At 61.0% G+C, this 21,142-nt stretch carries 19 protein-coding genes; 9 read left to right on the top strand and 10 right to left on the bottom strand.

Going from position 1 to position 21,142, the window contains the following annotated elements; genetic code table 11:
• The first annotated feature begins 176 nt into the window (after window positions 1–176).
• The 7 genes from HX812_RS16000 to HX812_RS15970 all read left to right on the top strand — a co-directional run bounded on the left by HX812_RS16000 (window position 177) and on the right by HX812_RS15970 (window position 7,930).
• Window positions 177–1,835 (top strand): Na/Pi cotransporter family protein, encoded by a 1,659-nt coding sequence (locus HX812_RS16000; protein WP_038851142.1) that lies wholly within the window; start codon window positions 177–179, stop codon window positions 1,833–1,835.
• Between the two features lie 57 nt (window positions 1,836–1,892).
• Complete coding sequence (locus HX812_RS15995) at window positions 1,893–3,275, top strand: pitrilysin family protein (protein ID WP_038851141.1); 1,383 nt, start codon at window positions 1,893–1,895, stop codon at window positions 3,273–3,275.
• A 72-nt stretch (window positions 3,276–3,347) separates the two neighbouring features.
• The gene (locus HX812_RS15990; protein WP_033901538.1) at window positions 3,348–4,379 is read left to right on the top strand and encodes a DUF5924 family protein; all 1,032 of its coding nucleotides are present in this window, start codon (window positions 3,348–3,350) and stop codon (window positions 4,377–4,379) included.
• Between the two features lie 54 nt (window positions 4,380–4,433).
• Window positions 4,434–5,582, top strand: a complete 1,149-nt coding sequence (locus tag HX812_RS15985) for an ABC transporter permease (RefSeq protein WP_038851140.1) — start codon at window positions 4,434–4,436, stop codon at window positions 5,580–5,582.
• Window positions 5,579–6,382: an ABC transporter ATP-binding protein gene (locus HX812_RS15980; RefSeq protein WP_028618663.1), complete on the top strand. Its 804-nt coding sequence runs from the start codon at window positions 5,579–5,581 to the stop codon at window positions 6,380–6,382. Before HX812_RS15985 ends, HX812_RS15980 begins: the two co-directional genes overlap by 4 nt.
• Before the next feature lies 1 nt (window position 6,383).
• Entirely contained in the window at window positions 6,384–7,322 is a 939-nt protein-coding gene (locus HX812_RS15975; RefSeq protein ID WP_033901541.1) for an MlaD family protein, read from the top strand.
• Window positions 7,319–7,930 (top strand): ABC-type transport auxiliary lipoprotein family protein, encoded by a 612-nt coding sequence (locus tag HX812_RS15970; protein ID WP_038851139.1) that lies wholly within the window; start codon window positions 7,319–7,321, stop codon window positions 7,928–7,930. Before HX812_RS15975 ends, HX812_RS15970 begins: the two co-directional genes overlap by 4 nt.
• Window positions 7,931–8,022: 92 nt before the next feature.
• On the opposite strand, the gene HX812_RS15965 is transcribed toward HX812_RS15970, so the two are convergent.
• The 5 genes from HX812_RS15965 to HX812_RS15945 form a co-directional block, all read right to left on the bottom strand.
• Window positions 8,023–9,252 carry a nucleoside recognition domain-containing protein gene (locus tag HX812_RS15965; RefSeq protein WP_016978801.1) on the bottom strand — a complete coding sequence of 410 codons (1,230 nt, stop codon included), beginning with the start codon at window positions 9,250–9,252 and terminating at the stop codon, window positions 8,023–8,025.
• A 98-nt stretch (window positions 9,253–9,350) separates the two neighbouring features.
• Window positions 9,351–10,682, bottom strand: coding sequence for a glutamate/aspartate:proton symporter GltP (gene gltP, locus HX812_RS15960; RefSeq protein ID WP_038851138.1), 1,332 nt, complete (start codon window positions 10,680–10,682; stop codon window positions 9,351–9,353).
• 720 nt (window positions 10,683–11,402) lie between these two features.
• A complete protein-coding gene (locus HX812_RS15955; protein ID WP_016978799.1) occupies window positions 11,403–11,870 on the bottom strand; it encodes an inhibitor of vertebrate lysozyme family protein in 468 nt (155 codons plus the stop codon).
• Window positions 11,871–11,872: 2 nt separating this feature from the next.
• Window positions 11,873–12,037 carry a DUF1328 domain-containing protein gene (locus tag HX812_RS15950; protein WP_003170804.1) on the bottom strand — a complete coding sequence of 55 codons (165 nt, stop codon included), beginning with the start codon at window positions 12,035–12,037 and terminating at the stop codon, window positions 11,873–11,875.
• 77 nt (window positions 12,038–12,114) lie between these two features.
• A complete protein-coding gene (locus HX812_RS15945; RefSeq protein WP_038851157.1) occupies window positions 12,115–12,399 on the bottom strand; it encodes a hypothetical protein in 285 nt (94 codons plus the stop codon).
• A 378-nt stretch (window positions 12,400–12,777) separates the two neighbouring features.
• Between HX812_RS15945 and algB the strand changes: the two genes are divergently transcribed.
• The gene (gene algB / locus HX812_RS15940; RefSeq protein WP_038851137.1) at window positions 12,778–14,124 is read left to right on the top strand and encodes a sigma-54-dependent response regulator transcription factor AlgB; all 1,347 of its coding nucleotides are present in this window, start codon (window positions 12,778–12,780) and stop codon (window positions 14,122–14,124) included.
• Window positions 14,125–14,134: 10 nt separating this feature from the next.
• Entirely contained in the window at window positions 14,135–15,922 is a 1,788-nt protein-coding gene (locus tag HX812_RS15935) for a KinB sensor domain-containing domain (RefSeq protein WP_038851136.1), read from the top strand.
• Here HX812_RS15935 and HX812_RS15930 read toward each other — a convergent pair.
• From HX812_RS15930 to HX812_RS15910, 5 genes are all read right to left on the bottom strand, one after another.
• A complete protein-coding gene (locus tag HX812_RS15930; protein WP_038851135.1) occupies window positions 15,919–16,695 on the bottom strand; it encodes an N-acetylmuramoyl-L-alanine amidase in 777 nt (258 codons plus the stop codon). The genes HX812_RS15935 and HX812_RS15930 overlap by 4 nt on opposite strands.
• Window positions 16,696–16,783: 88 nt before the next feature.
• Entirely contained in the window at window positions 16,784–18,832 is a 2,049-nt protein-coding gene (locus HX812_RS15925; RefSeq protein WP_038851133.1) for a diguanylate cyclase, read from the bottom strand.
• Complete coding sequence (locus tag HX812_RS15920; protein ID WP_033899255.1) at window positions 18,829–19,707, bottom strand: endonuclease/exonuclease/phosphatase family protein; 879 nt, start codon at window positions 19,705–19,707, stop codon at window positions 18,829–18,831. The genes HX812_RS15925 and HX812_RS15920 overlap by 4 nt, the downstream gene beginning before the upstream one ends.
• A 10-nt stretch (window positions 19,708–19,717) precedes the next feature.
• On the bottom strand, window positions 19,718–20,353 hold the full coding sequence (dsbA, locus tag HX812_RS15915; protein WP_033899253.1) for a thiol:disulfide interchange protein DsbA: 636 nt from the start codon (window positions 20,351–20,353) through the stop codon (window positions 19,718–19,720).
• Between the two features lie 168 nt (window positions 20,354–20,521).
• Window positions 20,522–21,133, bottom strand: a complete 612-nt coding sequence (locus HX812_RS15910) for a cytochrome c4 (protein WP_016978792.1) — start codon at window positions 21,131–21,133, stop codon at window positions 20,522–20,524.
• Window positions 21,134–21,142 lie beyond the last annotated feature (9 nt).

Genomic DNA, 21,142 nt, shown 5'->3' with positions numbered 1-21,142 from the left:
CTTTTTTGCATCCGCAAAAAGCTGATTTCATGACAGTTTTGTTTCAATCCTCACTTTAGCTATGCGATGCTGGCGCAGAGCCCATTCGCCAACTACAGCTTAAGTACAAGACGTAGAGCGGCACGCGGCAACTTTCCTTCGCTCATTTTCGAGCGCACCCACACGGGGGGCCGAGCATGCTGACCTTGCTCAATCTGCTTTCCGCCGTGACCCTGCTTATCTGGGGCACGCACATCGTCCGTACCGGCATCCTGCGGGTCTACGGCTCCAACTTGCGCCAAGTCATCGGGCAGAACATGTCCAAGCGCTGGCTGGCGTTTATCGCCGGTATCCTGGTGACGGCCATGGTGCAGAGCAGCAACGCCACGGCGATGCTGGTGACCTCCTTTGTCGGCCAGGGCCTGATGGGGCTGATGCCCGCCCTGGCGACCATGCTCGGCGCCGATGTCGGTACGGCATTGATGGCGCGGGTGCTGACGTTCGATTTGTCCTGGCTGTCACCGCTGCTGATTTTTCTCGGGGTGATTTTCTTCCTGTCGCGCAAACAGACGCGGGCAGGGCAATTGGGGCGCGTGGGGATCGGCCTCGGGTTGATCATCCTGGCGCTGCAACTGATCGTCGAAGCCGCCGGGCCGATCACCCATGCCCAGGGCGTGAAAGTGCTGTTCGCGTCGTTGACCGGCGACATCTTGCTCGACGCCCTGGTCGGCGCCTTGTTCGCGATGATTTCCTACTCCAGCCTGGCGGCCGTCCTGCTGACCGCCACCCTGGCCGGCGCCGGTGTGATCGGCTTGCACGTGGCCATCGGCCTGGTGATCGGCGCCAACATCGGCAGCGGCGTGTTGGCCTTCCTCAGTACCAGCATGCAGAACGCCGCCGGACGCCAGGTCGCGCTGGGCAGCCTGTTGTACAAATTGATCGGCCTGTTGCTGATCATTCCTGTGCTGGACCCGCTGGTGCTGTGGATGGATGGCTTGGACTACAGCGCCCAAGGCATGGTCATCACCTTCCACCTGCTCTACAACGTCAGCCGTTGCCTGATCCTGTTGCCCACCATCGGCCCGATGGCAAAACTATGCGCCTGGCTGCTGCCCGAGCGTGAAGAGGTCAACGGCAAGGCCAAGCCGCGCCATCTGGACCTGACGGCGCTCACCACACCGAGCCTGGCCCTGGCCAACGCCGCGCGGGAAACCCTGCGCCTGGGCGACCTGATCGACAACATGCTGACCGCCATGCAGGAAGTGCTGCGCGGCAAACAGACCGCCATCACCCAGGAAATGCGCAGCCTCAGCGATGATGTCGAGTCGCTGTACAGCGCGATCAAACTCTACCTGGCGCAAATGCCCCGCGAAGACCTCAGTGAACAGGACAGCCGCCGCTGGGCCGAAATCATCGAGCTGTCGATCAACCTGAAACTGGCCGGCGACCTGATCGAACGCATGCTGCGCAAAGTCCAGCAGCAGAAAACCTCCCAGCGTCGCCAGTTCTCCGACGTCGGCCTGGAAGAACTCACCGGCCTGCACAGCCAGTTGATCGCCAACCTACGCCTGGGCCTGTCGGTGTTCCTCAGCGCAGACCCGGAAAGCGCCCGCCAGCTGCTGCGCGAAAAACGCCGATTCCGCGCCCAGGAACGCCGCCTGGCCCACGCCCACGTGAGTCGCCTGCAGCGAAAAATCGTACAGAGCCTTGAGACCAGCTCCCTACACCTGGAGCTGATTGCGGATATGAAACGCCTCAACTCGTTGTTTTGCAGCAGTGCTTATGTAGTGTTGGAAACGTCCGACACCGGCGCGCTCTCCGCCGAAGATATTGCCGACATCACACATTCGCCCTGAACGTACTATGGCCCGTGAAGTCAGTTAAAACTGACCTCACTCGCCAGGAAGCTTGTTATGCGTCGCCTGTTGTTCGCCTGTTTGCTCATGGGTGCTGCCCATGCCTCCGCCTTTGACCGCCTGCAAGTCGAGGGTTACACCTTGCCCAATGGCCTGCAATTGCTGCTCAAGCCGGGCACCGAACGCGGGCATGTGGCGATCCGCCTGGTAGTGGGCGTGGGCCTGGACGACTTCAGTTGCGAGGACAAAGAGCTGCCGCACCTGCTGGAACACTTGTTGTTCAGCGGCATCGACGGCGGCGGTGAGGCTGAACTGGAGGACCGCATGCAATCCCTTGGCGGCGAGTGGAACGCCTACACCAGCAACGCTGACACCACCTTCGTGATCGAAGCGCCCGCACAAAACCAGCGCAAGGTGCTGGACCTGCTGCTGGCGATCCTCACCCGCACCGAATTGACCGACGCCAATATCAATGCGGCCAAGCGAGTGGTGGAGCGTGAAGACGGCGGCCATTACTCACACCTGCAACGCCTGCTGGACCGCCAGGACCTGGGCCACACCGCCAGCAATCAACTGGCCGTCGAACTGGGCCTCAAATGCGCCGAACGCGCCGAGGTCGACCATCTGACCCGCGACCAACTGGAGAGCCTGCGCAAAAACTGGTACGCCCCCAACAACATGACTTTGATCATCGTCGGTGACCTCGACAAACTGCTGCCGGCCTATCTGGAACGCACCTATGGCCAACTCGATCCGGTCGAGCCCACGGAACACCTGGCACTTCCGGAGATCCAGCACGCCGCCGCCGGCCATCGCGAACTGATCCACGGCTGGGTCGGTGACAGCGCCAAACTGCACTGGCTGTTCCCCGAGCCGGTGCTGGACGACGGCCATGACGAAACCTACGACCTGCTCAAGGACTACCTCGACTGGGCGCTATACCGTCAACTGCGCCTCAAGCACGGTTTGTCCTACGGCCCGTGGAGCGAACGCGAAGTGCTTGGCGGCGTCGGCTTCCTCAGCCTGAATGCCGACTTGGAGCGGGAAAACCTGCCAGAAGCCGAACAGGTACTCCAGGCCCTCAAGGCGCAACTGCTCAAGGACGGCCTGGACCCTGCGGTATTCGCCCGCCTGCAACAGGCCGCCGTCGCCCGCCAGGCCTGGGCCGTGCAGGGCAACAGCGCATTGGCCGACTATTATTGGAGCGCTTCCGGTGACTACAACAACGGGCATTTCAGCGACCCGGTCAAACGCATCAAGGCCGTGAGCCTGGACCAGACCAACCAGGCCCTGCGCCAAGTGTTCAAACAGCCAGGCTACTGGCGCATCGAGAAACCGCTGCTCAGCTACGACCTGTTGAGCTGGATCGGCGCCAGTTTAGTCGGGCTGATTGCCATTGTGTTGATCGGTGTGCGGCGTTATCGCAAACGGATCGCGTAATGACGCAACGGATGACGGGCTAAGACGTTATTCTGTTTGGGATTTTTTCCTACAAAGACTGCGAACCGCCGAATGCAAAACCTGACCCGCTTGATCACCCGCGTCCTCGAACTGATGAAGCGTTACCCAGGGGTGATTGCACTCGGCGGCTTCATCTCGGGTGTGTGCAGTTTCATCCTCGTGGACCGCCAACAGGGTATGGCCAGTTGGATTGCAGTGATCATGCTGGTGAGCTGGCTGTGGCTGATGCTGGAAAACAGCTTCACCCAGCTGTTCACCAAGGTTTTCAAGCGCGAGATCCCCGAACCGTTGCTGCGCTACGCGACCCAGATGATCCATCAGGAAAGCCTGTTCTTTGTGTTGCCGTTCTTTTTCATCACCACGGCATGGAACAGCGGCCAATCGGTGTTCACTGGCCTGCTCGGCGCGGCGGCGCTGGTGTCGATCGTCGACCCGCTGTACTACAAATGGCTGGCGCCCAAACGCTCACTGTTCCTCGCACTGCACACCTTCACCTTGTTCGCTGCGCTGCTCACTGCGCTGCCGATCATCCTGCACCTGACCACGGCCGAAAGTTACAAACTCGCCTTGGGCGTGGCCATGGCGTTGTCGATTCCGAGCTTGGCCGTGAGTATGCCGCTGCGCAGTGTCAAAGGCTGGGCGATGTTACTCGGGGTCACGGCCGCTATTGGGTGCGCCGGGTGGTTCTTGCGCAGTTGGGTGCCGCCGGCCACTTTGTGGATGACCGAAGTCGCGATCAGCACACAACTGCAAGACCGCACGCCGGGCGACGACCTCAAGGAAGTCACCGCCGCCCAACTGCGCAGCGGCGGGCTGTACGCCTACACCGCGATCAACGCGCCACGCGGGTTGGATGAACGCATCTACCATGTGTGGCAATTCAACGGCAAAGAAGTCGACCGCATCGCCTTGGACATTCATGGCGGACGCAAAGAGGGCTACCGCGCCTGGACCCACAAGCAGAACTTCCCTGGTGATGCCGTGGGCCGCTGGCAGGTACGCGTACTGACCGAAGACGGGCAGGTGATCGGCGTGCTGCGCTTCAAAGTGACCGACTCAGCACAAACGGACAACCCAAAGTAGGCAGGTTCGTGCTATTACGTAGGAATTGTGGATAGCCAAACAAGCTCGGAGCTTATGACCCCCCCTACGACGGCCGGTGCAGCCCACCTCGACACGTCCACCACCCCGCCACAGCTGAGGATTACGGGGGACTGGACGCTTGCCCACTACGCCAATCTGAAGAAGCTGTCGGACAAGCTCGACGGCCAATACGACGCTGGCGCGCGCATCGACCTCAACGGCCTCGGCGCCCTGGATACCGCCGGCGCCTCGCTGCTGGTGGAATTACTGGGGCCCGGCCGCATTGAGCAATCCGCCGAACAGACCGACTGCAGCCTGTCTGCCGCCGACCGCGCCCTGCTCAAGACCGTCTACCGCTCCCTGAATGATTTTTGCGTGCCGGAAAAAGCCCCGGAAGAAGCGGCGGGCATTCAGGTGCTGGCGCGCATCGGCCGGGCGGTGGACACCGTCTGGCAGGACACCAAGAAACTGCTGGGCTTTATCGGCCTGATTCTCGAAACCTTCGCCCGCGGCATTTTCCGCCCCAAGCGCTGGCGCGTGACGCCGATGGTTGCGCACCTTGAACAGGTCGGCCTGGATGCCGCGCCAATCGTGGCTTTGCTGACGTTCCTGGTCGGTGCAGTGGTGGCCTTTCTGGGGGCCACGGTGCTCAAGAGCTTTGGCGCAACGATCTTCACGGTGGACCTGGTGGCGTTCTCTTTCCTGCGGGAATTCGGCGTCTTGCTGACCGCCATCCTGATCGCCGGCCGCACCGCGAGCGCCTTTACCGCGCAGATCGGCTCGATGAAGGCCAACGAAGAAATCGACGCGATCCGCACCCTGGGCCTGGACCCGATGGAACTGCTGGTGCTGCCTCGCGTGCTGGCATTGCTGGTGGCGCTGCCGATGCTGACCTTCCTGGCGATGCTCTCGGGCATCGTCGGCGGCGGCGTGGTGTGCGCCGTGGCGCTGGATATTTCGCCGGCAATGTTCCTGTCGCTGCTGCAATCGGACATTGGCGTGCAGCATTTTCTGGTGGGCATGGTGAAAGCGCCGGTTTTTGCGTTCCTGATCGCCGCCATTGGCTGCCTGGAGGGTTTCAAGGTCAGCGGCAGTGCCGAGTCGGTCGGCGCCCACACCACCTCCAGCGTGGTGCAATCGATCTTTGTGGTGATCGTGCTGGATGCGGTCGCCGCGTTGTTCTTCATGGAGATGGGCTGGTGAGTCGTCTACACCGAGCGCCCGCCGAGGCGGTGATTGAAGTGCGCGGCCTGTGCAATCGCTTTGGCAGCCAGAGCGTGCACGAGAACCTCGACCTGGACTTGTACAAAGGCGAGATCCTCGCGGTGGTCGGCGGCTCCGGCAGCGGCAAGTCGGTGCTGCTGCGCAGCATCGTCGGCCTGCGCCGGCCCAGCGAAGGTGAGGTGCGGGTGTTCGGCAAAAACCTGCCGAGCCTGCCGGAACATGAGCGCTCCCTGGTGGAACGGCGCTTCGGCGTGCTGTTCCAGAAGGGCGCGCTGTTTTCTTCGCTGACCGTGACCGAAAACGTCGCGCTGCCGTTGATCGAGCACGCCGGCCTCAGCCGCCGGGACGCCGAGCATCTGGCCGCCGTGAAACTGGCCCTGGCCGGGCTGCCGCTGTCGGCGGCCGACAAGTACCCGGCGTCACTGTCCGGCGGCATGATCAAGCGCGCCGCCCTGGCCCGCGCGTTGGCGTTGGACCCGGACATTCTGTTCCTCGACGAACCCACCGCCGGCCTCGACCCGATCGGCGCGGCGCAATTCGACCAACTGATCCTGACCCTGCGCGATGCGCTGGGCTTGAGTGTGTTTTTGGTCACCCACGACCTGGACACGCTGTACACCATCACCGACCGCGTGGCGGTGCTGGCGCAGAAGAAAGTGCTGGTGGCCGATGCCATTGATGTTGTCTCGGAAACGGACGACGCATGGATCCACGAATATTTCCACGGCCCCCGTGGCCGCGCGGCATTGGATGCCGCTCAATCGCTTAACGAGGTATGACATGGAAACCCGAGCCCATCATGTGATGATCGGTCTGTTCAGCGTGATCGTGGTGGTCGGCGCCATGCTGTTCGGCCTGTGGCTGGCCAAGTCCAGCGTCGACAGCGCCTTCCAGGACTACGAAGTGATCTTCAACGAGGCGGTCAGCGGCCTGTCCCAGGGCAGTTCAGTGCAGTACAGCGGGATCAAGGTGGGCGATGTCATCAGCCTGAGCCTGGACCCCAAGGATCCGCGCCGCGTGCTGGCACGTATCCGCCTGGCCGGGCAGACGCCGATCAAGGAAGACACCCAGGCCAAGCTGGCCCTGACCGGCATCACCGGTACCTCGATCATCCAGCTCAGTGGCGGCACCCCGCAGAGTCCCGAGCTCAAGGGCAAGGACGGTAACCTGCCACAGATCATCGCCTCGCCATCACCTATCGCGCGCCTGCTGAACAACAGCAACGACCTGATGACCAGCATCAACCTGTTGCTGCACAACGCCAACCACATGTTCTCCCGCGAGAACGTCGAACGCCTGAGCAATACGTTGGACAACCTGCAACAAACCACCGGCGCCATCGCCGACCAACGCGGCGATATCAAGGTGGTGATGCAGCAACTGATGCAGGTGAGCAAACAGGCGAGCGCCGCGCTGGAACAGACCACCGTGCTGATGCGCAACGCCAACGGCTTGCTCAACGAACAAGGCAAGCAGGCCTTCGGCAGTGCCGAGCAGGCCATGAAATCCCTTGAACAAAGCACCGCCACCATCAATACCTTGTTGACCAACAACAAGGACTCGGTGAACAGCGGCATGCAAGGCCTCAACGAACTGGCGCCGGCCGTGCGCGAACTGCGCGAAACCCTCGGATCGCTGCGCGCCATCTCCCGCCGCCTGGAAGCCAACCCCAGCGGTTACCTGCTGGGCAGCGACAAGAACAAGGAGTTCACGCCATGAAGCGTGCTTACCAAATGATCGCCCCGGTGGCCCTGGCACTGGTGAGCGCGTGCTCGATCCTGCCCAAGGCCGACCCGTCGGATGTGTATCGCCTGGCCGCGGCGCAAAGCACCCACCAGGCCGCGCCGGTCAGTTGGTCATTGCGCGTGAACAAGCCACAGACCAGCGAATTTCTCGACAGCCCGCGCATTGCCGTGGTGCCCAATGGCGACCTGATCAGCAGTTATGCCAATTCGCGTTGGAGCGACCCGTCGCCGGTGCTGCTGCGCAACCGTTTCATGGATGGTTTCCAGCGCGATGGCCGGGTGACGCTGCTGAGCACCGACGATACCAACTTGCAGTCTGACTTTGAATTGGGCGGGCAATTGCAGGCGTTCCAGAGTGAATACCACGGCAGTGCGGTAGAGGTGGTGATTCGCCTGGATGCGCGCCTGGTGCGCGGCAGTGACCAGCGAATTGTTGCCAGCCGACGGTTTGAGGTGCGGCAGCCGGTGAGCGACACCAAGGTGCCAGCGGTGGTTGCCGGGTTTGGGCAGGCAGGGGATCAACTGAACAAGCAGGTGGTGGATTGGGTTGTGCAGCAAGGCAATGGTGCTGCGAAACGCTGAGGGCGTCTTCGCGGGCAAGCCCGCTCCCACATTTTGATTTGTGAACACAGTCAAATGTGGGAGCTGGCTTGCCTGCGATAGCGATTCAAGCCTTACCCAAAGAACCAGTAGCACACCGCAATAGCAGCAACGACACCGGCCAACTCCGCCAGCAACGCACACCCCACGGCATGCCTGGCCCGCTGGATCCCCACCGAACCAAAGTACACCGCCAACACATAGAAGGTGGTCTCGGTACTGCCCTGGATCGTCGCCGCCACCAGCGCCGGGAAGCTGTCCACACCCTGGGTCTGCATGGTCTCGATCAGCATCGCCCGTGCGGCGCTGCCGGAGAACGGCTTGACCATCGCCGTCGGCAACGCATCGACAAAGCGTGTGTCCATGCCCGTCCAGGCGACCACATGGCGAATGCCTTCCAGGCCGAAATCCAGGGCGCCAGACGCGCGCAACACGCCCACGGCACACAGCATCGCCACCAGGTACGGCAGCAGGTTCTTCGCCACGTCGAAGCCTTCCTTGGCACCTTCGACAAATGCCTCGTACACCTTGACCTTGCGCAACGCGCCGATCACCAGGAACAGCATGATCAAGCCGAACAGCGTGAGGTTGCCGAGGATCGACGACAAGCCAGCCAGCGCCGTCGCGGAAAGGGTCGCCAGCAAGGCCATGAAGCCGCCCAACACCAGTGCACCCGGAATCAGATAGGCCAGCACCACCGGGTCCCACAGCCGCAGGCGCTGCATGATCGCTACCGAGAGCAGGCCGACCAGGGTTGAGGCGCTGGTCGCCAGCAGGATCGGCAGGAACACCAGCGTCGGGTCCGCGGCGCCTTGCTGGGCGCGATACATGAAGATGGTCACGGGCAATAGCGTCAGCGAGGACGCGTTAAGCACCAGGAACAGGATCTGCGCGTTACTCGCGGTGTTGGGAATCGGGTTGAGTTCCTGCAGCGCCTTCATCGCTTTCAAGCCGATGGGGGTCGCCGCGTTATCCAGGCCCAGGCCGTTGGCCGCGAAGTTGAGGGTGATCAAGCCGATGGCAGGGTGCCCGGCGGGCACTTCCGGCATTAAGCGGCGGAACAGCGGGCCGAGGGCCTTGGCCAGCCAATCGACGATCCCGGCCTTCTCGGCAATGCGCAAGAAACCCAGCCACAAGGTCAGGGTGCCGAACAGCAACACCATCACTTCCACGGACAGCTTGGCCATGGCGAAAATGCTTTCGACCATCGCCGCGAAAATTCCGGCGTTACCGCCGACCAGCCATTGCGCCAGTGCCGACACCATTGCCACGACAAAGAAGCCAAGCCACAGGCCATTGAGCATCAGTTGAACCCCTCGAAGAATGGAGCGAATGATAGCGGGGCTGGCAGAAACGACAAACCCCGGAATGATCCGGGGTTTGTCTTAGAGCTGAAGTGCTATCAGCTGCGGGTCGCTTGGGCGGCCGGCGCGGCGTCCTTGCTGCGCCAGTGCGGCAGCGAGTTCCAGTAGCGCTCGCCCTTGGCGTCGTCGTACATGCCTTCCCAACGGGAGATGACCAATACGGCCAGGGCGTTGCCGATCACGTTCAAGGCGGTACGCGCCATGTCCATGATGCGGTCGACACCGGCGATGAACGCCAGGCCTTCCAGCGGAATGCCCACGCTGCCCAGGGTGGCCAGCAACACCACGAAGGACACGCCCGGTACACCGGCGATGCCTTTGGAGGTAACCATCAGGGTCAGGACCAGCATCAGTTGCTGGCCGACCGACAGATCGATGCCATACAGCTGGGCAATGAAGATGGCCGCGATGCTCTGGTACAGGGTCGAACCGTCGAGGTTGAACGAGTAACCGGTCGGCACCACGAAGCTGCAGATGGCTTTCGGCGCGCCGTAGGCTTCCATCTTCTCGATCACGCGCGGCAGCACGGTTTCGGAGCTGGCAGTGGAGTAGGCCAACACCAGCTCATCCTTGAAGATACGCATCAGCTTGATCACCGAGAAGCCAAACAGGCGGGCTATCAGGCCGAGGATCACAAAGGCGAAGAACAGGATGGCGACGTAAACCAGGATCACCAGCTTGGCCAGCGGCAGCAAGGAGGCGAAGCCGAAGTTGGCGACGGTCACGGCGATCAGTGCGAATACGCCGATCGGGGCGTACTTCATGATCATGTGGGTGACTTTGAACATGCTCTCGGACACGCCCTGGAACATAGTCACCAGCGGCTCGCGCAACTCAGGCTTGAGGCTCGACAAGCCCAGGCCGAACAGCACCGAGAAGAAGATGATCGGCAGCATTTCGCCACGGGCGACAGCGGCGAAGATGTTCGACGGGATCAGGTTGAGGATGGTCTCGATGAACGCATGCTCATGCTGCACTTCGGCGGCGGTGGCGGTGTACTTGGAGATGTCGACAGTACCCAGGGTACTCATGTCGATGCCAGCGCCTGGGTGGAACAGGTTGGCCAACAACAGGCCGACCACGATGGCGATGGTGGTGACGATTTCGAAGTAAAGGATGGTTTTGACGCCGATACGCCCGAGTTTCTTCGCGTCACCGACACCGGCAATGCCGACGATCAGCGAGGAGATCACAATCGGGATCACGATCATCTTGATCAGGCGGATAAAGATATCGCCCGCTGGCTGCAACACATTGCTGATCCACCAGGCCTTTTCAGCACTGAAATGGTTGAGCACTGCACCGATTGCGATCCCCAGCACCAAACCGATGAGGATCTGCCAGGCGAGGCTTAGCTTTGCCTTCTTCATGTCATTACCCTTACTTCAAGTGAACTTAAGGCAAACGCGCCAGCTGCAACGCCCGAGAGCGAAAAAGTGTGTGCATCTGCCTCCATGGAAGGTCACCGCAGCGTGGCCGAAATGGCTTACTGGCAGGCGAAAAAAGGCGCAACTATTCCCATGCAAGGGAGCGACGTCTAATGCCGTAAACGCCTACCCTATGCCGAATCGGCATGGCCTTTTTCTATAATAACTGTCCGAACGGTCAGTTCAAATGTGACATTTTGTCCGACAAATATGCCGTGAACCGGCCAAACCCGGCTCGCTCAGAGAATCAGGACGTCTGTGGTGAGCTGGCAGAAATGCCTGGGAATTCCGTTGTTTAGTGTCAGAAATGTCCTATAGCCCCCACCAAAATTTATCGATAGATGGTCGACCGGACATACCAAGAAATGGTTCTGAACAAGCAGAAGGGAAATATTCGACTATAGAAGGCATAACAAAAGAGCAATAAGCCCGCCGCAAGTTCAGCAAGCCATGAGCTTGTGAACCTGCGTCGCAGCTTTTCGCCTGACCCGGCCCTTGCGCAGGCACTCCCTGTACCCGTAGGTCACGCCGATCCCAATTGATCAGAGCAACCCGGCCCCTTGGTCATGCACCGCCCTTGGCGAGCGATGCAAACAGAAAGAAGCGAGGGGGCTTCTTTCTATGGACGCAGGCTCCGCAGACGACAGAAGCGTCGGACGGAACCTAATACCAATTCGGATCTTTCTTCAGTTGCTCCATGAGCAACTTCTGCATGCCTTCATCCGGCTTACCAATAAAGCGGTAGTCCGCATGGCGCGTCGGTGACTTATCCGCCGGCAGGCCGGCCGGGACTTCCACCAACATGGCGTAGGCATCTTCCTTGTCGAGGCTGAAGGCAACGATCAGGCGTTTGTTCAGGCACGTGTCAGCGGTTTCGCAGAGGGGCCCGACCAAATACTTGTCGCCATCTTCTTCCACGGCGTTCATCTGTTCAGCGGTACCCGACAGGTTCATCACCCATTCCGGCAAGCGTTCTTCTTTCTTCACCACGCCTTGCCAGGTTTCGCGGTATTGCGGGTCCGCGCTGAGCAATTCGTTGGCCCGGGATTGGCCGTCGTTGGCGGCCATCGCCAAGCCGCTGCCGCCCAAGAGCAGGGCGGCAGCAATAGCTTTGAGGGACAAAGTGGTCATGTTCAGCCTCGGCCGCGACGACCAAAGAAGAAGGAAGCGATGAACATCACCAGGAAGACCACAAACAGAATTTTTGCGATACCCGTGGCGGTGCCCGCGATACCACCGAAGCCCAGGACTGCAGCCACAATGGCGATGATCAGAAATGTGATTGCCCAACTCAACATGGTGATTCTCCTTACGCTTTTATAGGGGTAACAGCGGTATTGCCGTGCAGCCGCTCAATACGAACGGCTGTTGGTGCCTAGAACACCCAACGCTCTTGGGATGGCAGTTCACTCAGGGCGGACTCCTGGTCAACCATCCGCAATTGCGGGGCTGTTGCATCGGCAGCAACACTGCCAACGGAACGGAAATGGGTTTGGGTCATGGACGGACGCTCAAACTGGGAGGTCTGCTGCTGACTCTGCTGCCAATGTTGCAGCTGCTGTCCGCCAATCAGCGTGACCATCAGGGCCAGGCTGGCAAACAGGCCTTGTTGCAAGCGCAGTGGCGATACACGCAATTGGCTGAGGCTTTGGCGAGTCATGCTGCTGTTCTCCCGCATTTTGATTATTCGTTGGGAGAGATATTGCAGAGTGCATGCCAGCTTTTTTACAAAATAAAACTCAATAAAATCAATGAGTTGAATATTACCGATTGGGTTGACCCCCAGCATCCTGCACGATGCCCCTCTGAGCGCCGTGCGAAATGCACGATGGCCAGCGGTCGGATCAAGGGATAGAACACGGAATGAGTGTTGCCGAAGTGGCAAGACGGCATGAAAACGCCATCAGCCGCGGCGTTGTAGGAAACGATGCAGATAGCTGCACGACGCTGCCTTTTATCGATCAGAATAAACCATGCAACTTGCCCGATTATTCCGGGACTAAACACCATCATTCATAGTTTAAGGAGCGCGGGACAGATGGAATCAGCCAAGGAACTTCAAGGCCGCATTCTTTTAGTGGATGACGAATCCGCGATCCTCCGCACCTTCCGTTATTGCCTGGAAGATGAGGGCTACACCGTAGCCACCGCGAACAGCGCCGCTCAGGCCGATGCCTTGATGCAGCGCCAGGTGTTCGACCTGTGCTTCCTCGACCTGCGCTTGGGCGAAGACAATGGCCTGGATGTGCTGGCCCAGATGCGCATCCAGGCGCCTTGGATGCGTGTAGTGATCGTCACAGCTCATTCGGCAGTGGATACCGCCGTTGATGCGATCCAGGCCGGCGCTGCCGATTACCTGGTCAAGCCTTGCAGCCCTGATCAACTGCGCCTCGCCACCGCCAAGCAGTTGGAAGTGCGCCAACTCTCCGCGCGCCTCGAAGCCCTTGAAGGCGAAGTGCGCCAGCCCAAAGACGGCCTCGATTCCCACAGCCCGGCAATGATGGTGGTGCTGGAAACCGCGCGCCAGGTGGCCGGCACAGACGCCAACATTCTCATCCTGGGTGAATCCGGCACCGGTAAAGGCGAACTCGCCCGCGCCATTCACGGCTGGAGCAAGCGTTCGAAAAAGTCCTGCGTCACCATCAACTGCCCATCGCTGACCGCAGAACTGATGGAAAGCGAGTTGTTTGGTCATAGCCGCGGTGCGTTTACCGGCGCCAGCGAAAGTACCTTGGGCCGCGTTAACCAAGCGGACGGCGGCACGCTTTTTCTCGATGAGATCGGCGACTTTCCCCTCACGTTGCAACCCAAGTTGCTGCGCTTTATCCAGGACAAGGAATACGAGCGCGTCGGCGATCCGGTCACTCGACGTGCCGACGTACGCATTCTGGCCGCTACCAACCTGAACCTGGAAGACATGGTCCGCGACGGCCGCTTCCGCGAGGACTTGCTATACCGCCTCAATGTGATCACCTTGCACCTGCCGCCGCTGCGCGAACGCAGTGAAGACATTCTGACCCTGGCCGACCGCTTCCTGGCGCGCTTCGTCAAGGAATACGCCCGACCGGCGCGCGGCTTCAGCGATGAGGCGCGCGAAGCACTGCTCAACTACCGCTGGCCGGGCAACATCCGTGAACTGCGCAACGTGGTGGAGCGCGCCAGTATTATCTGCCCGCAAGAGAAGGTGGAAATCACCCACCTGGGCATGGCCGAACAACCTAGTAACAACGCCCCACGCATCGGCGCGGCGCTGAGCCTGGATCAGTTGGAAAAAGCCCATATCGGCGCCGTGCTCGCCACCAGCGACACTCTGGACCAGGCAGCCCGCACCTTGGGCATCGACGCGTCGACCCTGTACCGCAAACGCAAACAGTACAACCTGTGAGCTGTACCTTATGAAGTTAGCGATGAAGCTGCGCACTCGGCTGTTCCTGAGTATCTCAGCGTTGATCACCGTCGCCCTGTTGGGTTTGATCCTGGGCCTGGTCAGCGTCATGCAAATGGCCAAGACCCAGGAATCGCTGATCCGCAGCAACTTCATTACGCTGGACCTTGGGCTCAAGCTGCGCCAGAGCCTGGGCGATCAACTGATCATGATGCTGGAGGAGCGCCCCGACCCCGAGGCGCTGCAAGCGTCCAAGCAACGCTACTTCGACCTGCTCGACCAGGGCATCGCCCATGAACAGCGCGACGATCGCGGGACGGGGTTCAGTGAGGCCCGAGGCCAGTATCAGGCTTTGTTGGATGCGTTTGACGAGTCCCAGCAACCGACACCTCCTCCAGGCGCCAAGGAAAAGCTCACCGACACCTTCAATACCTTGCGCAACGGCCTGATCAACGAACACAAGCAGGCATTGGAGAACATCAGCAACAGCGAACACAAATCCCGCGAACGTGCGCTATTGATCGCCGGGTTGCTGGGGTTGGTGGGGCTCGCCGTGCTGATCATCGGGTTTGTCACGGCGCATGGTATCGCCCGACGGTTTGGCGGCCCCATCGAAGCGCTGGCCAAAGCCGCCGACAAGATAGGCCAAGGCGATTTCGAAGTGACACTGCCGATTTCGTCCGCAGCAGAAATGAACCAGCTGACACGCCGCTTCGGCATCATGGCCGAAGCGTTGCGCCAGCATCAGGCAACCAATGTCGATGAGTTGCTGGCCGGCCAACAACGTCTGCAAGCTGTACTCGACAGCATCGACGATGGCCTGCTGATGATTGACCGCCAAGGCCGCCTGGAACACCTCAACCCCGTCGCCCAGCGCCAATTGGGCTGGGACGAGGAACGCCTCGGTCAAGGTCTTGGCGAAGCACTCGTACGCCCCGAGCTGGACGAGCAACTGCAACTGGTCCTGCGCGGCGGTAACCTGGAGCGGGCGCCGGACGATCTGGAAGTGGAGGTCGAGGGTGAATTGCGCCTGCTGACCTACAGCCTGACCCCGGTCAGCCATACCCAGGGGCATATCCTCGGCGCAGTGATGGTGTTGCACGACGTCACCGAACAACGCGCCTTCGAGCGGGTGCGCAGCGAATTCGTATTGCGCGCCTCCCATGAGCTGCGTACACCGGTGACCGGTATGCACATGGCCTTCGGGCTGTTTCGCGAGCGTGCGAAGTTCCCGGCCGAGTCCCGTGAAGCGGACCTGCTGGATACGGTCAATGAAGAAATGCAGCGCTTGATGCAGTTGATCAACGACCTGCTCAACTTCTCTCGCTACCAGAACGGCCTGCAGAAACTCACCTTGGGCCCGTGCGATGTGACTGACCTGCTGGAACATGCCCGTGCGCGTTTCGTCGAGCCGGCCAAAGCGCAGAACATCGAACTGCTGGTAGAAACGCAATCCGACCTGCCTCGGTTGTATGCGGACCAGGCACAGCTTGAACGGGTTCTGGACAACCTGCTGGGCAACGCCCTGCGCCACACGGCGGCTGGCGGGCAGATTCGCCTGCAGGCGCGTCGTCATGGCGAGCGAGTGATTGTCAGTGTGGAAGATAACGGCGAAGGCATCGCCTATGGGCAGCAGGGACGGATCTTCGAACCGTTCGTCCAAGTGGGCCGCAAGAAAGGCGGCGCCGGCCTGGGCCTGGCGCTGTGCAAGGAAATCGTGCAACTGCACGGCGGCCGCATGGGGGTGTATTCGCGGCCGGGGCAGGGCACTCAGTTCTACATGGCGTTGCCGCTTTAAGTTCGGTTCAACGTGCGCAGGATTGCGGCACTCTCCGCATCCGGTGTGCCGTCAAACAGCGACGGACGGAAATGCATCTGGAACGCCGCAATGACATGGCGCGTAGCGACATCCAACTCACCGGTCTGGGGCGTCTGGTAGCCCAGGCGGGCCAGTTCTTCCTGGAACCAGGTAATGCTTGGCAGTTCCGCCGCGTATTGCATCTGGAACCGCGCAACAGCCTGGGCATTCGGCCACACGCCCAACCCTTCATCGGCCAGGCGTTTCCAAGGGAACAGTGGGCCCGGGTCCAGCTTGCGCAGCGGTGCGATGTCACTGTGGCCAATGATGTTCTTGGGGTCGATGCCGTTGCGCTTGCTGATGTCCTTGAGCAACACCACCAGGGATTTGACCTGCGCTTCAGAGTACGGGTACCACAAGCGACCGGTCGGGGTGTCCTTGTAGCCAGGGTTCACGATTTCGATGCCGATGGAGCTGGAGTTGAGCCAGGTACGGCCCATCCACTCACTTTCGCCGGCATGCCAGGCGCGCTGGCTCTCATCCACCAGCTTGTAGATAGTGCCTGAGGCGTCGTCGCCGATCAGGTAATGGCTGCTGACCTGGCCGTGGGTAAGCAATGCCAGGGAGCGTTCAAGGTTGGTGGAGGTGTAGTGGACGATCACGAACTGCACGCGGTTGTCGTGGTTCACCGAAGGATGGCTGGTGTCCAGGCGCGGGCCGCTGGCGCAGCCTGCGAGCAGAAGAAACACAAAGGCGAAGTACAAGGATTTCATGGCGGAAGACATTACACTGAAGACGATAATGCAACAGTGTAACGTACCCTTTGTGACCCAACCGTCAAATTACAAAATGGAACATCTTTTAGGCCGCCTGCACCTGGTTCCGTCCCGCCGCCTTGGCCCGGTACAGCGCTTCGTCAGCGCGCTTGAGCGCCAGGTCACTGCGCTCCCCCGGCTGGAACTGCGCCACGCCCATGGATACGGTGATGGTCACCGGCTCGCCCTTGAAATGAAACGGACACGCTTCAATCGCTGCGCGCAACACTTCGCCCGCCGCCAGCGCATCCGTCAGGGATGAGTTCGGCATCAACAACACAAACTCTTCGCCACCAAAGCGCGCGATAAAGTCGGTCGAGCGCAGACGCTTGCGCAGCACGTTGGCGATGATCTTCAGTACCTTGTCGCCAGCCAAGTGGCCGTAGCCATCGTTGATGCGCTTGAAATGATCCAGATCCAACATCGCCAGCGACAGGTTGTTGCCACGTTGGTGCCAGGTGTTGACCTCCTGATCCAGGCGTTCACTCCAGGCTGCGCGGTTGGGCAGCCCCGTGAGCGGATCGATCAAGGCCTTCTGGCGCTGCACCTCCAGGTGCTCCCGGTAGCCCTGGGCTTCCTGTTCCATATTGGCGACACGCTCGGCCAAGCCTTTTAGACGCGCCGCGGTTTCCTGCTCGCGCAGGTCACGCTGCTGCTGGTGCTCGTCCATAGTGCCTAGCAGGCCTTCAAGGTGGCTTTCCAGCACGTGCTTGAGGCTGTCCAGGTCGGCGGCTTCCTGCACGCTGCTTTGCAGGCCATCGACCTGTTCGCGGATCTGCGTGTCCAGCTCGCGGGCGGCGGAACGGCTATCGGCGTGACCTTCGCTGGCGACCTGCAAGTGCCCCTGGAAGGCTTCAAGGCGCTCATTGAGCTGCTTGAGATAAGCCTCGAACTCATGCTGGCCGCTGTCGGTGATCGCCAGCATCAACACCGCCAGGTCATCCAGGATCGGCAGCAGTTCGTACCAGTTCAGGCCATGGGCCAGGCGCTCGCGCATGGCTTCGGCCTGAGGCCGGTGGCGCTCGGGCAGCGAGAGTTCATCCAGCAGGCCGAGCAAAGTGTCCTCGATGTGTCTGGCCACCGAGCTGTAGGACGGCTCCGGGGAGTCTGGCAAGGCATAGGTGCCATCCGCTTGCAGTTCGTCGGGATCAGGCTCTTCGACTTCCAGTACCGGAGGGAGCGACAGACTGCCGATGACGGTCTCGTCCGGCGCTTCGACCTGAACCTCAGGCGTTTCGATGAAGGCGGCGAGGGCGCTTTCCGGTGCAGGCTCTTCAACCTGAGGCTCGGGCTCGACCCGCGCTACAGGCGTTTCAAGGGGTGCGGCTTGAGGCGGGGCTTCGTAGACGAAGGTTTCGCTGGAGGGCTCGGCCAACCTGGCGGGCGCTACCGGCTCAATGACAGGGGCGAGCGTTTCTTGAGGCTGCGGCGCAAAGGCGCGCAACGCTTGCGTCAGCTCCTCGGATTGCTCGGGCGGCGGTGGCTCGGCAGCGACCGGCTTAGCCGGCGCAGGCTGCGGAGCCGGGCGGGGCGGCGCCTCGTTCTCCACCGCCTCGTTCGCGACGTCCTTGGCACCAAACAGGCGCTGCAAAAGCCCTGGCCCCGGACGCGGGCTTTCGCCGTCCGGCTCCAGGTTGCTCAGCGCCTGGCCTTGCAGGCCGCTCAACTCGCTGAGCAGCAGGGGAATCTCGCGCGCTTGGCTGACTCGGCCGTCCAACTGCTTGGCGAACGTCTTCAGCGGACGGGCCACCTCACGCGGTAGCGGCAGCTTTTGCAGTTGCGTGACCAGGGACGTCAGCGCCGTGCTGATCTGGTCCACCCGGGTTTCACGGCGCTGCTCCGAATCCAGCACCGCCTTTTCCAGGCGCGGCAGCAAGGCGGCAAGGGCGGCGTCCATATCGTCGGTGCGAACAACGTCACGCATTTCCTTCATGCATTGGTCGACGGCGCGGTCAGTGCCTTCAGCGGCCAGGGTGCTGCGCACCAGCCCACGGCGCAGCAGGTCGAGACGGGCGGCCCAGCGGCGTTCGAGCTTTTCTTGTTGCTCGATACTTTTAAGGTATTTTTCTTTCCAGCGCTGGGCGTCGTCGCTCATGCAAGGGGTCCGCGAGGGCCGGAACTCAACGCGGGCAATGCATCAGCCGTGAGCGAACCCGGCAGACGAATCTCTACCGCGACCGGCAGGTGATCGGAGATGGGCTGCGCCAGCACCTGCACACTTTCGAGTGTGAGGGTAGGACTGAGCAGGATATGGTCAAGACAGCGTTGCGGACGCCAGCTGGGGAACGTGGCTTCGGCTTGCGGCGCCAGTAGCCCGAGGTCGCGCAACGGAGAATTTTGCAGCAGGTCGCTGGCGTGGGTGTTCATGTCCCCCATCAGCACCTGATGTTTGTAATTGCCAATCAGCTCTCGGATGTAGGCCAGTTGCATGGTGCGGGTGCGGGCCCCCAGCGCCAGGTGCATCATCACTACCACCAAGGCTTCCGGGCCTTCGCCAAACCGCACAAGGATCGCGCCCCGGCCCTTGGGGCCTGGCAGCGGGTGGTCTTCGATGGCGGAGGGCTTCAAGCGGCTGAGCACGCCATTGCTGTGCTGCGCCAGGCGCCCGAGGTTGCGATTGAGTTGCTGGTACCAGTAGGGAAAGGCACCCAGCTGGGCCAGGTGTTCGACCTGGTTGATGTAACCGGAGCGCATGCTGCCGCCGTCAGCTTCCTGCAGGGCAACCAGGTCGAAGTCGTTCAACAGGTTGCCGATCTTCTGCAGGTTGCCGGCACGCCCGTTGTGGGGCAGCAGGTGCTGCCAGCCACGGGTGAGGTAATGCCGGTACTTCTCGGTACTGATGCCCACCTGGATATTGAAGCTCAGCAGGCGCAGGCGGCTGTCTGCCGGCAGGCCCGTGGATTCCAGGTGATGTTCGTTGACCTGCGGGTCATGCAGGCCAACCCCACGTTCGGTACCCCAGCGGCGCATGACGGGCCCCTTACTTGGCTGCGCGCTCTTTGGCGATCAGCTGGTCGGCAACATTGAGGGTCTGCTCAGGACCACCGGAGGTGCCCAGGTCGAAACGGTATTTGCCGTTGACGATCATGGTCGGAACGCCTTGCACGCCGTACTTCTGCGCCAGTTCTTTAGCCTGTTTGATCTGGCCCTGGATGGCGAAGGAGTTGAAGGTGGCCAGGAACTTGTCCTTGTCGACACCTTGGGTGGCCACGAAGTCAGCCATTTCGTCTGGCTTGGTCAGGCGCTTGCCTTGCTTCTGGATCGCGTCGAATACCGCGTTGTGGACCTTGTGCTCCACACCCATGGCTTCCAGAGTCAGGAACAGCTGGCCGTGGGCATCCCATGGGCCGCCGAACATGGCTGGGATGCGTTTGAAGTTGACGTCCTTGGGCAGTTTCTCAACCCATGGGTTGATGGTCGGCTCAAAGGCGTAGCAATGCGGGCAGCCGTACCAGAACAGCTCCACCACTTCGATCTTGCCTGGCTCCGAAACCGGAACCGGGTTGGCCAATTCAACGTAGGTTTTACCGGCTTCAAGCGGCACGTCGGCAGCTTGTGCGGTCATGCCGAAGAGGCTGGCAGTGACGAGAGCGGCGCTGAGGATCAGATTACGCATGCTTTACTCCTGGACAAATAAAGTCGCCTCACGCGACCTTTGTTGTGACAGGTCTACGCGGGCATGAGTTCGTTAGTGTAACGGCACCGGCCACAAAAAAGGGCGGCCTGGGCCACCCTTTTTATGCTTGCATCGCGGGATTAATCGAGTGTTAACGTTGCGTGCACCTCAGTGCAGGCCCTGGATGTAGCTGGAGACCGCCGCAATGTCTTCATCACTCAGCTTACGGGCGATGGTACGCATGATTGCCGCGTCGCCATCGTTGGCTCGCCCGGCCTCTTCCTTGCGGAAATCGGTCAACTGCTTGGCGATGTAGGTCGCGTGCTGGCCGCTCAGGTGCGGGAAGCCGGCGGCGGCGATGCCCGCGCCATTGGGCGAGTGGCAACCGGTGCAGGCCGGCAGGCCTTTTTCCAGGTCGCCGCCGCGGAACAGTTTCTCGCCACGGGCCACCAGTTTCGGATCGGCAGCTCCCACACTGCCCTTCTGGCTGGCAAAATATGCCGCGATGTCTGCCAGGTCCTGATCGCTGAGGTTGGTCAACAAGCCGGTCATTTCCAGGACCGTGCGCTTGCCGGACTTGATATCCTGCATCTGCTTGGTCAGGTAACGCTCGCCCTGGCCGGCCAGTTTGGGGAAGTTCGGCGCCGGGCTGTTACCATCCGGTCCATGGCAAGCACCACACACGGCGGCTTTCGCCTGGCCCGCTGTAGCGTCGCCTGCAGCATGGGCAACACCGGTGATGCCCAAGGTCAACAGCAGACTCACGATCAGTTTGTTCATCAGCTAATC

The sequence above is a fragment of the Pseudomonas sp. IPO3749 genome (assembly GCF_013386605.1).
GTDB lineage: Bacteria > Pseudomonadota > Gammaproteobacteria > Pseudomonadales > Pseudomonadaceae > Aquipseudomonas > Aquipseudomonas azotoformans_A.
This window is presented reverse-complemented; position numbering and strand designations above follow the sequence as displayed.